12 protein-coding genes and 1 pseudogene are annotated in these 13,365 nt (G+C 34.2%); 2 read left to right on the top strand and 11 right to left on the bottom strand.

Going from position 1 to position 13,365, the window contains the following annotated elements; translation table 11 throughout:
* Positions 1–68: 68 nt before the first annotated feature.
* The 5 genes from DN408_RS16745 to DN408_RS16725 form a co-directional block, all read right to left on the bottom strand.
* Positions 69–968 (bottom strand): BadF/BadG/BcrA/BcrD ATPase family protein, encoded by a 900-nt coding sequence (locus DN408_RS16745; protein WP_016126938.1) that lies wholly within the window; start codon positions 966–968, stop codon positions 69–71.
* A gap of 18 nt (positions 969–986) precedes the next feature.
* Entirely contained in the window at positions 987–2,138 is a 1,152-nt protein-coding gene (gene anmK / locus DN408_RS16740; protein WP_016126937.1) for an anhydro-N-acetylmuramic acid kinase AnmK, read from the bottom strand.
* 22 nt (positions 2,139–2,160) lie between these two features.
* The gene (locus DN408_RS16735) at positions 2,161–2,427 is read right to left on the bottom strand and encodes a hypothetical protein (RefSeq protein ID WP_016126936.1); all 267 of its coding nucleotides are present in this window, start codon (positions 2,425–2,427) and stop codon (positions 2,161–2,163) included.
* 78 nt (positions 2,428–2,505) lie between these two features.
* Positions 2,506–3,789, bottom strand: coding sequence for a PTS sugar transporter subunit IIC (locus DN408_RS16730; RefSeq protein ID WP_078178766.1), 1,284 nt, complete (start codon positions 3,787–3,789; stop codon positions 2,506–2,508).
* Between the two features lie 11 nt (positions 3,790–3,800).
* Complete coding sequence (locus DN408_RS16725; protein ID WP_000865895.1) at positions 3,801–4,106, bottom strand: PTS sugar transporter subunit IIB; 306 nt, start codon at positions 4,104–4,106, stop codon at positions 3,801–3,803.
* 226 nt (positions 4,107–4,332) lie between these two features.
* Here DN408_RS16725 and DN408_RS16720 point away from each other — a divergent pair, with 226 nt between their 5' ends.
* On the top strand, positions 4,333–5,892 hold the full coding sequence (locus DN408_RS16720) for a glycoside hydrolase family 10-like protein (RefSeq protein ID WP_078178960.1): 1,560 nt from the start codon (positions 4,333–4,335) through the stop codon (positions 5,890–5,892).
* A 56-nt stretch (positions 5,893–5,948) separates the two neighbouring features.
* Here DN408_RS16720 and DN408_RS16715 read toward each other — a convergent pair whose 3' ends face one another.
* From DN408_RS16715 to DN408_RS16705, 3 genes are all read right to left on the bottom strand, one after another.
* Entirely contained in the window at positions 5,949–6,782 is an 834-nt protein-coding gene (locus DN408_RS16715; RefSeq protein WP_078178961.1) for a DUF3974 domain-containing protein, read from the bottom strand.
* 24 nt (positions 6,783–6,806) lie between these two features.
* Entirely contained in the window at positions 6,807–7,919 is a 1,113-nt protein-coding gene (locus DN408_RS16710; protein ID WP_078178962.1) for a toxic anion resistance protein, read from the bottom strand.
* 348 nt (positions 7,920–8,267) lie between these two features.
* The gene (locus tag DN408_RS16705; protein ID WP_002085565.1) at positions 8,268–8,861 is read right to left on the bottom strand and encodes an O-methyltransferase; all 594 of its coding nucleotides are present in this window, start codon (positions 8,859–8,861) and stop codon (positions 8,268–8,270) included.
* A gap of 305 nt (positions 8,862–9,166) precedes the next feature.
* Here DN408_RS16705 and DN408_RS31505 point away from each other — a divergent pair, with 305 nt between their 5' ends.
* Entirely contained in the window at positions 9,167–9,325 is a 159-nt protein-coding gene (locus DN408_RS31505; protein WP_002085567.1) for a hypothetical protein, read from the top strand.
* Between the two features lie 35 nt (positions 9,326–9,360).
* Here the strand turns inward: DN408_RS31505 and DN408_RS16700 are convergent, their stop codons facing one another.
* The 3 genes and pseudogenes from DN408_RS16700 to DN408_RS16690 form a co-directional block, all read right to left on the bottom strand.
* A complete protein-coding gene (locus DN408_RS16700) occupies positions 9,361–10,230 on the bottom strand; it encodes a sigma-70 family RNA polymerase sigma factor (RefSeq protein ID WP_147740258.1) in 870 nt (289 codons plus the stop codon).
* On the bottom strand, positions 10,208–11,518 hold the full coding sequence (locus DN408_RS16695; protein WP_016126933.1) for a phytoene desaturase family protein: 1,311 nt from the start codon (positions 11,516–11,518) through the stop codon (positions 10,208–10,210). Before DN408_RS16695 ends, DN408_RS16700 begins: the two co-directional genes overlap by 23 nt.
* Before the next feature lie 224 nt (positions 11,519–11,742).
* Positions 11,743–13,276, bottom strand: a pseudogene (locus tag DN408_RS16690) (SMI1/KNR4 family protein).
* Positions 13,277–13,365 lie beyond the last annotated feature (89 nt).

Genomic DNA, 13,365 nt, shown 5'->3' with positions numbered 1-13,365 from the left:
CTTGCTTTACATCCCTTTGTATATTTTAACATCATATTTTTACAAATCATACAAAAATTCTCATACTTCTATTTTATAAAATATACACCCTTCATTAAATGATATGTTCCTTTCACTGCCATTTCTGATGGTGATACGAATATAACTTCTCCCATACTTTTCTCACAGCATTTCTTAAATTCAGCATATATTTCAGGTACTGAACACAATATACTACCACTAACTGCAATTAAAGGTGATAAATCAAACTGCATCTTGTTGTAAATATTCACCGTAATTATCGTTAATTCCTTAGCCGCTTGCAGAATAATTTTATGTGCATCATCATTCCCATTCCTCGCTTCCTCTATAATTAATGGTGCAATTGCTGCAACTTTATCTTTTGAAGAACTATATACTAGTCTTTTTATATGAGATGATGTTAAAAGTCGAAACTCGTCTTGAATCCTTAAGCTTAATGGACAAAGTCTAACTCCTTGATCAAATTGATTTGCCATTCTCTTTAAACCTTGTAACGCAATCCAATAACCGCTTCCCTCATCCCCTAAAATATGTCCCCATCCACCGCTATACTCGTACACTTCGTCTTTCTTTCCTATACAAATTGCACCTGTACCGCCAATCGTTAAAATTCCATCCTTCCCTTTTAAAGTAGCTGCATGTGCAAGCATTGCGTCATTTAAAACTTCAATTTGTGTTTGGTACTTCTTTTTTAGACGTACTGTTAATTCATTTGTATTTGCTCCACTTACACCCGCTAACCCTAAACAAATACAAACGCAATGCCCATTTAATACACCTTTCCGGCATTGATCAATCGCTTCCATAATATGCACAAGAGCTTCTTCAAAATCTATTAATATATTTCCAAAACCACTTGTAGCTCTTACAAGTTCGTTTCCGTCTTTATCAAATGCAATTGCTTCTGTCTTTGTTCCCCCACCGTCTATTCCTATCATATACTTCATATGTTCGCCTCATTTTCATCATCTTATTGGAGGGAATGTTATATTCCCTAAAACTACAGATTGCTTTGCACCTGTTGCGCTTGGCACATTACTCGGATTACGATGATGCGTTTCGTTTGCTAATATCGCAAAGGCGATTGCTTCTTTCGCCTCTGAAGAATAGCCTATATCTTCTTGAATGAATATCGCGCACTTTTCTTCCTTCAATCCATTTCGTATCATTTCAACAAGTGTACGATTATAACTGCCCCCACCACCTAAAATTACTTCATCGATTTCATAATACGGCAGAATAAACTCCTTATAATGATGAACAATTGAACTTGCTGTAAACATCGTGACAGTCGTCAAAAGATTTTCTTTACCATGCTTTTCAAACCGCTTCGATAATTCACTTCCAAACTCTTCTCCAAACTGTTCTCTACCAGTTGATTTCGGTGGATTCATTTTCAAAAATGGATGGTTCATACAATATGTCAAAATTTCATCTACAACTACTCCTTGTTTTGCAATCCTACCATTTTGATCATATGGCAACTGAAATAATCTTTGACATACATCATCGATTACCATATTTCCTGGGCCAGTATCAAAAGCAATAACGCTCTTATCACTTAGATGACTTGGTATTACTGTAACATTACCGATTCCGCCAATATTTTGTAGTAATCTATTTTTAGTTTGATGACGATACAAAATGACCTCTGAATATGGCACAAGTGGTGCACCTTGTCCCCCTGCTGCCATATCCATCGTTCGAAAATTAGAGATAACCGTAGTGTTCGTTTCATATGCTATAACTGCTGGTTCTCCAATTTGCAATGTCGAAGAAATACTCTTGCCTTCTTGCTTTGGCTGATGATAAATCGTTTGTCCGTGAGAACCAATTACATCTAATTGTCCCAAAGGAAAATTGGCCTCTTTACAAACTTCCTTTACAGCATTGGCGAAGCATAAACCGAGTTTGAAATTTAAACTGCATATGAGTTGTACATTTGAATTTTCTATTGATAATGCCTGCTGGATCTCATTTTTCATATCATTACTAAATGGCACAGTAGTAAAATGGATGAGTTCAACTTTAGAACCTACACCGCTTCCTTCTATATGAACGAGTGCTACATCTATTCCATCTAATGAAGTACCGGACATAATCCCTGCAATATACATAGCATGCATGACCTCCCCTTTACTAAAAAACAATCATGTAAGTTACAAACGTACAACCGATCGAAAATAATATAAATCTATAAAATAACTGAGCTTTTGATGCAAACGATCCATCAATAAAAGAAACAACTACTGTAAGCAAAATACTTGCCGCAATGCTTGTAACGAGCCATATACTATGCATTTGTGATAGATGTAGCATTCTTAATAAAGGTACGAAAAGGAAATTCGCACATATCACTCCAAATAATAATAAGAATACACCTTTATAACTAAATTTTATATTCATTCCATTTCACCCTCTCTGGACTTCATGTGAAAGAAGTGATAGACAAAATGCCTATCACTCAAAAATAAAATATTAAACTTACGGATTAACAGATTCCCCATCACCATTTTTCTCAATTTCAAGCATGTTTTTGTCGTACATTTTAAAGAATGGTAAATAAATAAGGAATGATATTGTTATGTTTATAAATACGAGTACAATCGCTCTCCAATCCCCACCTGTTGCTAAATATGCACCAATTGGAGCTGGTAATGTCCATGGAGGCATTATATGTGTTGGTGTAACAAACCCCATCGCAGTTGCTGAGTATGCAATAGTTGCTGTTACTAGTGGTGTAATGATAAATGGGATAATTAATATCGGGTTTAGTACAATTGGCAATCCAAAAATAACAGGTTCATTAATATTAAAAATACCAGGTACAATACAAGTTCTTGATAATGCCTTCGAATATTTTGATCGACCAAATACAATCATAGCTAATACAAGTCCTAACGTCGCACCAGAACCACCAATCCATATAAACCATTGGTATAATGGTTCTGGTGAAATGAATGGTAATTGATTTGCGCCACTAGCAACTGCTTCACCATTTTTCCCTAAATATACTTCCCATAATGGCCGGGCAACAGTTCCAACAACCGACACACCATGAATTCCGAATGACCAAAAAAATGTAATTAAAAATACTGGAATGATTACACCGAAGTAACTATCACCAGCTTTTACTAACGGTGCCGCTAATTTATCAACTACATGATGTAAATCAATACTAAAAACGACAGTTACTAAACTCATTAAAATAATAACGAATGCAGCAGGTATAAGTGCTTCAAACGAACGTGAAACAGACGGCGGTACTTGTTCTGGCATTTTAATCATTACATTTTTCGTCTTACAAAATCTTAAAATCTCAACTGATAAAATAGAAACAATCATTGTCACGAATAATCCATGACCTCCGAGATTTGTCATCGGAAGCATAAACCCTTTTTTATCAATTAATTCAGGCGTTAATGTTAATAGTAATGAACATACTGCAAGCTGTGCTCCTGATAAAGCATCTAGCTTATAACTTTTCGCTAAATTATACCCTATTCCAAATGCTATATATAAAGACATAATAAACATCGTTAAACGATATGGTATTAATATACTTGTTTGATTTTTTAATGCCCAAACAGATATGAAACTATCTTTCGATAATGGTGGAAATGCTACGATTAAAAAGAAACTTCCTACAATAATAAATGGTAACGCTGAAATAACTCCATCACGGATTGCTTGTAAATGCCTCTGTTCAGAAAGCCTTGCCATCGGTCCAGATAAGTTTCTATCAAGAAACGTGACAAATTTATTCATAACGCTTCCCCCTAACTAATTAAATCATTTACAGTTTTTAATAAAGTCGGTCCGCCAAGCGGCGTGTATGCTTGTGGCGGTATGATACCGCACGGGATAGATTCCTCTTCTGCGAATTTTTTAACAGAGTCAAATCTATGTCTTACTTGAGGTGCAACCATTACAACGTCCCAGCCATTCTTTACTTCTTCCTCTATCTCACTTGTTCCAATGGCATGGACTTCCATGTTTACACCTTTTTTCTCCGCCTCTTTTTTTAAAGCGTTTACAACAATTGCGCTGGACATTCCTCCAGAACAAACGAATAAAACTTTCATTATTGAATCCTCCTATACTTATAAATTGTTTCTTTCAAATGAAAGAAAGTTTCACTTTACTAACAAGCATATGAAGAAATGAAACGATTTAGTTATACTGAAAGTAAATTTCACTAAAAATTTTTTTCCTATTAAATTAATGTTTCAATACTTATTTTTCTCAATTGCAGGGCCAACCTAACATCATATATTATTTTAAATAATCGTATAATAGGGAGGCGTATAAATGATTATGAAACGTTTAGTAATGATGTGCTGTATCGTCATATTGTTTACTCCTTTCTCTTTCATTTCCCCTCACTCTACTTATGCTGAAGTAAATACTACTTACAAAAAACATGAATTACGCGCTGTATGGCTAGCATCTGTTCTCAATATTGATTGGCCTTCAAAAACTGGCTTACCTATTGAAAAGCAGAAACAAGAATTTATAAGACTATTAGACGATGTAAAAAACACTGGTATGAATGCAGTCGTTGTACAAATTAAACCGACTGCTGATGCTTTCTATCCTTCAAATTACGGTCCTTGGTCTGAATACATTACGGGTACACAAGGAAAAGACCCTGGATACGACCCGCTCGCATTTATGATTGAAGAAGCACATAAAAGAAATATAGAATTCCACGCATGGATTAATCCATACCGAATAACGATGAATCACACTGATATAAATCGATTATCAAATAATCACCCTGCAAGACAACATCCCGATTGGGTTGTACCTTACGGCGGGAAGCTATATTACAACCCTGGTATTCCAGATGTGAAAAACTTTATAACGGAAGGCGCTTTAGAAATTGTACAAAATTACGATGTTGATGCATTACATATGGATGATTATTTTTATCCATATAAAGTAGCGGGTGAACAATTCCCCGATCAAAAAACGTACGAAACGTATAATAACGGTAGATTTACTAATATAGAGGATTGGCGACGTGACAATGTAAATGAACTTGTAAAAGGTTTAAATACAGCTATAAAACAAGAAAAATCATACGTAAAGTTTGGTATAAGTCCGTTCGGCGTATGGCGAAATATAGCTGACGATCCAACTGGCTCTAACACAACTGCAGGTCAAAGAAACTATGATGACCTTTATGCCGATACACGTGAATGGATACAAAAAGGATATATTGACTACATTACACCACAAATTTATTGGAATATTGGTTTCACACCAGCTGCATATGACATATTAGTAGATTGGTGGGTAAAAGAAACAAATAATAAACCGATTCACCTATACATCGGTCAGGCGGCCTATAAAATTAATAATAATTCTGTCCCCGCTTGGTCTAATCCTGAAGAATATCCAAGACAAATTGCATTAAACCGGTTATATCCTGAAATAAAAGGTAGTATGCATTTTAGCTTAAAAGATATGAATAACAATCCACTAGGGGTTAAAGATAGACTCGCAAAAGACATATATAAACATCCTGCATTAATCCCATCTATGCCTTGGCTTGATCATGATCCACCAAAACAACCGGCTTTAAAAGGGGCCATTCCAAGAGAAGAAGGTATTGCTTTAGGCATAATTGATGATAGAGATAATGACTCTGCTTATTATGCGATATACCGTGTGAATGGAAAGAATGTAGTTGATATTCAAGATCCGAAGAATTTACTTACTACTGTAAGAAAAACAAAACTTGGAGAAATTTACGTAGATAAAACGGCTATTTCTGGAGAAACGTATACGTATGTGGTAACTGCAGTTGATCGATTGCATAATGAAAGCATTCCTTCTAGTTTTACTACCGTTAAGGCAAAATAAAATCTCAAAAAAAACGCCTTAAAGCTGAGAAATACTTAGCTTTTAAGGCGCCTTTTTTATTTATTCTTAAACTTCTCAGTCGCTGCTCTCATCTTCACATTCAAATCATGATCAATGGAGTCGCGAATATCACGCTCTACTACTTCCATTTCTTTTTGGAAATTTTGCAAGTATATTTTTAGTTCTTCTTCTTTTTCAGGACGTTGTGATGGTGGTAATTGTACCACTAAAGATAACATTTCAGTTAAATCTTTCATTAAAAACGTTTCAAGTTTATGTTGTTGTTCAAACATACGCTGCTCTTGATAGTACGGCAATGCATTTAATACTGAAATTGTAATGTCATCAACCGTTCTTTGTAGTGAAGGATTAATCGAGCGTTTATATGCTTGAATTGTATTTAATGCATCTGGATATCGATCATAGAAATACAATTTATAAAACGATAAGTCTGTCGGTTTTACAGTTTGCTGTGATTCTTGTCTCAAGAAATCTTTCACTTTCATCGCGGCCACATCGATATCTTCATTTGTAAGCTTTTTCGTTGTTTTTGCCATTACATGCACTTTTTTCTGTTTTTCTTTCGGTAACATTGAAAATACTTGTTCTCTCGTACGTTGACCTGATGTACAGAAAAGAGTATTCAATGTATGTTTTTCTTTCTTTCCTTCCGTACGAATCCAGCGATAAAAGAGTGGATGTTGCGTAAACTCTTGTAAAAACGGTGTCGATTTGTTTGATAATTTCTCAATGGAATCTTGTGCTCTCTTATATGGTTTCGTCCATGAAAAATAAAGTTTACGTCCGAAGTATACAACTAAAACAACGACAGTAAATGCGATTAAAAGTAATGATCCTAATAGTAATAATACTCCTTGAATGAAACTCATTTTTTCACCTCCTCTAAAAGTCTGTTATTTCCTTGGACGCTGAATGAGTTTCTGCTTCATCTCATCATTAAATGTATCTAGTTCAATTACAAATTTCTTACTAGACTCAATAATACGTTCTGACGATTTCTCAGATGCTTCAATAGCAGCGAATACATTTTGGAATGATTCACGTAATTTATCCATGCTAATTGCAGGATTTTCAAGGAGTTTTGTTGTTTCTTCTGTATTTTGTTTTAATGCTTGTGAATTGCTTAATACCATTGATTCAATCGCTTCATTTGTTGCATTAACAGCATCAATTGTTTTACGTTGATTTGTTAATGCGAGCTGAATTGCAGCTGAAACCGTTATAACGTTTTGCGTCATCGTAATTGCATTACGAATTGCCTCTGATAGCTTTTCATTATTTTTCTTAATGATGTCTACAGATGCGATAGATTGTAATAATACACTTTTCGCTTGTTGCATATTACGAGTACGCACAAGTATCTTTTCTAATGCATCATTTATTAACGGAATATCCCTTTGACGTTCTGGATTTTGTTTCTCAGCTTCAAGCATACCAGCAAGTTTTCTTCCTAAGTATACTTGTTTATCAAGAGCGTGAATTTTATCGTGTGATTGCTCTTTTAACATTTCAAGACCAACCGTATCCTCTTGCAAGTTATCACGGCCAATGAGAAGTGATCTTATAATCTCCTCGATTTGCTTATCTATAGATTGATATTTATGCACGTAATTTTCAAGCGGATTTTTCTTAAACACTTTAAACATAAGTTTCTTCATACCAGTTGCTTTTAATGAGTTTGGATCAAGTTCTGATACCACTTTTCGTAATTCTAACAATGTATTTGGAATTTCTTCATTCTTTCCATTCATCATCGCTGTCACAGGACGTTTTAAAGCTGATAGCGTTTGTCCTGCCGCCTGCTGCTCTTTATCCCCTAAGTCTCCTAGCTGCGACAATACTTTTGATAAATCTGTATTTTGCTCGCTATTTAACTTTTGTACATAAAGATCTGCTTCTTTATTCAGTTCTTCAAGCTCTGCATCTTTTATTACTGTATCCACTACTACTTCTACATTAGTATCTTTCACAATCGATACAGGTTCTTTTTTCTCGAGTTCAGTCAACAAAATCGCTCCTTTATTTATATGTGCGAATTTATGTGCACTATATTTCATCTAATATATCGTATTTCATATACATTTTTGCTTGCTTGAAATCGATTTTTCAAGAAATACCTGCTTATGCAGTCATTCCCTGTTTCATAGTATAAGTATACCTGTTCTCGTCATTATTTTCCTCAGACTTAAGACCTAGAGAACAACATGCTGAAGACGGATTCTTCACAGCTTACCTTACTTATCACCACTGACTATTAATTTGAAATTCCATTTAGTTACCTTCTTAAATTCATACAATGCTCTATCTTTTGACATATACTATCTTTCAATGTGATAATTATATTAGGTTCACTTCTAATTATTCTTCCGCGCAACAAATGCTCCCTTTTGAAAAGCTAATAACACGGTTTCAAACGTAACGTCTTCTTCAATCATCTTTATAAATCCAGCTAATTCCCCCGCATGAGAAGTTGCATTATCAATTACAAGAAAACCTTTTGGCTCTAAAATGCGTTTTATATGTTCCCACCACCACATGTATTGCGTGCGCTCTGAATCTAGGAAAATAAAATCAAATGAACGATCTACTTGCGAATCTAAAAATGCCCCAGCCTCTTGATTATGAATATCGATTCTCTGTGTAAGATTTGCCCTTTCAAAATTTCCAAGTGCCTCTCCAACCCGTTCTGAAGAAAGTTCTACAGTTATAACATTTCCATTTGTTTCTTCTACCGCATTTGCTAGCCACAATGTAGAATAGCCATTTGAAGTTCCAATTTCTAAAATTTTTTTTGCATTGCACCCCTTTACTAATACTGATAAAAACTGCCCCATTTCACGAGAAATATTTCTTAATTTTTCTTCTCTTTTTTCTTTATGTCGATCATGCTCTTCTCCATATTGTTCAAGTTGCAATAATAATGAATCTAGAGTATTCATTTTCTCCATCGCCTTTCCAAGCAATATGATGAAAAAGTACATGATGCCCGTCTACTTTTCATTATATGCGAAATGCACACCTTTTTCCTGTTATACGACAAAGAATTAAAATTTTTTATAGCATATTGTTTCGTTTTTTGGTAAAGTTAATTTCTACGTGCAATTATTTAATTCACATTATTTTACAATCAGTTTTCAATTATAAGATAATCTAAACCCCATTTAAATGAATCGGTATTTCTAATTCAACTAAGCGCCCTTTTCGGACGCATTTTCTTTTGTTTATATATTTCTGTAAGAAAGGATGCTTACACATGAACGTGATTAACTTAGATGCTGCTAGAAGACGTAAACAGCATAAAAAACTAATGATAACTATACCGATTATTAAACGCATTTATGAAGAAGACGGGGAAATTAAATTCGAGGTAGCCGGCGAAAAAGATGTACCTCTTGAAATGTTAGAAAAATAAAAAAAAGACGCACTTCTAAAGAAATGCGTCTTTTTTTATACTGTTACATTTAAGTGCATAAGTTTTCCAGGATTAACCATCATATAAATGTTTGAAATTTTCTCATCCTCAAATATGAATGAAAGTACATACGTCACTTTATTATTTATTGTAACTATAACGCCTGGTGCACCATTTACTATTTTGAAATCAACACTATACTTTTCTGGCAATCGTTTTGCAATTCCAAAGAACAAACGTATAATTTTATCTGCAGAATAAATCGGATTAATTGCAGTTGTAACTTTACCACCACCATCTGCTTTAAATATCGCATCTGTTTTTAATACCTCTAACATGCCTTGCGTATCCCCACGCTGTAATGATGATACAAACTTTTCCACATAGGCAGCCATTTTCTTCGTACTTAATGTTGATTGCTTCGGCTTATCTAAAATACTTTTTCGTGCGCGTTGAAAGATCTTCCGGCAATTCACACTACTTTTATCAACAATTGAAGCTATTTCCTCGTAGTCATAACTGAAAACCTCTCTTAATATGAAAACAACCCTTTCTACCTCAGACAATTGTTGTAAAAGTAATAAATATGCCGTAGAAATTGATTCTTTCATTACAAATGACTCTGCTGGCTCATCAGACTCTTCCACAAATGGCTCTGGTAACCACATCCCTACATATACATTACGTTTATGCGCTGCCGAACGTAATGTATCAATTGAACGATTTGTCGCCATTTTACACAAATATGCTTTCATATTTTCTATAGATTGAACATCCTCTATATTATTTACCGCGATAAATACGTCATGAACGATATCTTCAGCGTCCATAACACTCCCAAGGATTCTATATGCTAATGAAAATAATAATGGTTGATACGCTTCATATAATTGCTCCGTTTCCATGATGAACTGCCTCACTTTCTAATTGCTTTAAAATGTGTAACGCTGCACGTTTCCCGCTTGCTACCGCAGCATCAGCTAATATTTCATCATGCCCAGCCCAATCTCCTGCAACGTAAACACCTGGCATTTCAGGTATATTAGGGCCCGGTTTTTCAACACGGTCAATATGAGGAAAATCATGTACTACCGTTATTTTCGGTAAATATTGCTTTGCAACAACTTCTCTTTTCCAATTAGGATGTAGCAATTCCATCGTATTTTCTAACTGTTCTTGATCATCATGAAAATGATTTATCTCAAGCATAGGATTATGGTACTTAATTAAACTCACTACAAGTGCTCCATCTTCACTTAATTTAGCTGCTCTTGATTGATTCGTAAAAAATATGGGTTGGTCTAACCCCAATGCAAAATGATGCAATGGATTCGGTAATCGTTTCAAACCAATATCTAACGCTGCCACAGTCACTTGTATTGATTGTTCACTCCATTTTTGCAAACTTGTTCCTTCTGTACCTTTTATAATTTTACATGCCTCTTTCGGTGGAGTTGTTACAATAACTGCCCCTGCTTCAAATACTTCATCGTCAAAACAATGTATTCTTTGTTTTCCTTCACAATGCTCTATTTTTAAAACATGCTTTTTAGCCAGAAATTGTACACCACTAGTATTCGCTATTCCTCTTAAATTTGTTATTATCGTCTCCCAACCACCATCTACATAAAGTACTCCTTCTTTCATAGAAAGCTGTATTTGCTTTAGTACGGAAGATGCTAATTGCATTGTAGGAGCATATGTGTATGTCGTTGTTCGGCATAACGCATAAAACATATTTCGTACCATAGGATCCTGTATTTCTTTTTCTGCCCATACAGAAAGACTCATTTTTGGAATCATATTTATATCCAATTTCCCTAAATGAATCATAAGGCGAGAAAATTGTATTTTAGCTGACCATGAAAGTAACGGCGTTGATAAAATGGAGCGAAAATCCGTTGGGATAGTATATACGTCATCTTTCCATATTCCGTGTGCTTTCGTGGACGGCATTCCTCCCGTAAGATTCATACCAAGCTCGTTAAATGTTAAGAACGCTTCTCCTCCGCGGTATAAAGCGTGTGCTCCAAGGTTCATATATATGCCATTTTTATTTATTGTCATCGCTCTGCCACCAAAACGGCTTGATTTTTCTAATACAACAACTTTCCTTCCTTCTTTCGCTAAATATATAGATGCTGTTAACCCTGCAAGCCCCCCGCCAACAATTGCTACATCAAACTTTTTCATAATAAAATCCCTCCTTATCGTTCTACATACAAGACGAACGAATTAGGAGGGATGTGACATTCAGTTACACATAATTTATTTCTCCTAACCACTCCATTGCAGAATCAACTGTCAAACAGTGGCTTAAAACTAATTTATATTCCAGAAAGTGTTGGTGAACATTTTCAAAATAGTAACAGTGACAACTTCTACAAACAATCTTGTTTACATAATAATATTATTTTCTAATCACTTAAATGCTGGTACCAAACTTCACTTTCTTCTTCACTCATTTCTCCTATTATTTTTGAAAAATCTATTTTTCTATCAAATGAGTCTTTTAACATATGAAATTGTTCAAACGATCCTGTAAATGTTTCTAATGACTTAGAACAACAAACCATTTCAATATTTTCGATTGTTGCTCCATCTAATTCTAATTCCTTTAGTCCTCTCATTCTACCTAATGCCGATCCATCCTTTACCTTTGTATCTTTCAACTTTATATTTTGAATTGACGTATTATGTTGAAAGCAATTTAAATTATCAATGGTACTATTTTCAAATTCAATTGTTATTAAGTCATTTAAATTTTGTAAAACAAGTAAATCCAATCCACTAACATTCTCTAAACCTAAAATATACAAATGCTTTAAAGTATCTACTTTTGAAATTGTATAGAGCTGCTCGCGATTTGAAATATGTACAGTAAGCGATTCTAACTTTTGAAACTGCGATAGTAACGAAAAATCTTGAATATTAGTCTGTGAAAAATCTAATTTTTTTTAATGATGATATTTCTACAAGTGCCGATAGATTATTTATCCTCGTATTCTTTATATTCATTTCTTGTAAGTGCTGTAAATGTATGATTGGCGTTAAATCTTGCACCGGATTATTAACTAAATATAACTTCTTTAAAGAATTCATTCGTTCTAATCCTGTTAAATCTTTAATTTCATTCCCAGATAAAATTAGTTCCCTTACTTCCGTACATATATGTAATGGACTAATATCTACTAATCCCTTTCCACCTAAATATAGTCTCTTCTCTCTAATAAATTTATCCGCACGTTCAGAAGAACCCACAATGTTTTTCCATTCTCCATCTAAACTATCGTACCAATCTTTAACATTATTTTCAGACTGAAATATAAATTGAGGATGTAAAACAGGTAATTCAATATTAAATAATGCGTCTAAAAAATGTATATTGTTGTTAGCACCATAACTCCAATATAAATAGTCTTCCTCTTGGTGAATGGTGAAATTTTTATCTTTTAGCGTTTGTAAAATAAATAGTAAAAAATCTGAAATTCTATTTGCCATTACATATTTTACTTCTTCATCTCGTCCAAAATTAATAACTTGTCCCATTTCCCCCTTTTCATCCGGATCAACATCTATTCCTATATTGTTACCGCCATAATCCTTACTAATAGGTATCCATTTGTAATTCACATATGTTTCCTTAATACATTTTGCTGGTATTGAAAATGCATCAAAATTTAAAAACTCCTCTTCTTCAGTTCTTTTCCATACTCTCCACTCATTCAAAACTTCATCTAAAGAGAGAAATGGCAAACCAAAAAACAATCCTGGTCCCGATTTAACTTCACCGTTATGCGTGAGATAAAGCATACGTAATTCATCTGGAAACGAAATTCCCATTTCGCTTTCGACATATTGAATTTCTTCTATTGTTGCAGGTGCATTCAAAAATGGTTTAAAGTGATTTTTCAATTCAACTTCTAACTCTTTTATAATTAGATTATTCATTTCCCACACTCCCTTTTTATTAACTAATAAAAAAGCTCCTTTAATTACATTAATTGTAATTAAAGGAGCTTTTTCTCGCAACCAAACTT

It is taken from the genome of Bacillus sp. AR13-1 (assembly GCF_008042285.1).
Taxonomy (GTDB): Bacteria; Bacillota; Bacilli; order Bacillales; family Bacillaceae_G; genus Bacillus_A; species Bacillus_A mycoides.
The sequence above is the reverse complement of the archived record's forward strand: the minus strand, read 5'-3'. Positions and strand labels throughout refer to the sequence as shown.

Bases quoted from the DNA above. Each gene is read 5' to 3' on its own strand.
- DN408_RS16745 (WP_016126938.1), bottom strand. From the start codon at position 968: ATGAAGTATATGATAGGAATAGACGGTGGGGGAACAAAGACAGAAGCA.
- anmK (WP_016126937.1), bottom strand. From the start codon at position 2,138: ATGTATATTGCAGGGATTATGTCCGGTACTTCATTAGATGGAATAGAT.
- DN408_RS16735 (WP_016126936.1), bottom strand. From the start codon at position 2,427: ATGAATATAAAATTTAGTTATAAAGGTGTATTCTTATTATTATTTGGA.
- DN408_RS16730 (WP_078178766.1), bottom strand. From the start codon at position 3,789: ATGAATAAATTTGTCACGTTTCTTGATAGAAACTTATCTGGACCGATG.
- DN408_RS16725 (WP_000865895.1), bottom strand. From the start codon at position 4,106: ATGAAAGTTTTATTCGTTTGTTCTGGAGGAATGTCCAGCGCAATTGTT.
- DN408_RS16720 (WP_078178960.1), top strand. From the start codon at position 4,333: ATGATTATGAAACGTTTAGTAATGATGTGCTGTATCGTCATATTGTTT.
- DN408_RS16715 (WP_078178961.1), bottom strand. From the start codon at position 6,782: ATGAGTTTCATTCAAGGAGTATTATTACTATTAGGATCATTACTTTTA.
- DN408_RS16705 (WP_002085565.1), bottom strand. From the start codon at position 8,861: ATGGAGAAAATGAATACTCTAGATTCATTATTATTGCAACTTGAACAA.
- DN408_RS31505 (WP_002085567.1), top strand. From the start codon at position 9,167: ATGAACGTGATTAACTTAGATGCTGCTAGAAGACGTAAACAGCATAAA.
- DN408_RS16700 (WP_147740258.1), bottom strand. From the start codon at position 10,230: ATGGAAACGGAGCAATTATATGAAGCGTATCAACCATTATTATTTTCA.
- DN408_RS16695 (WP_016126933.1), bottom strand. From the start codon at position 11,518: ATGAAAAAGTTTGATGTAGCAATTGTTGGCGGGGGGCTTGCAGGGTTA.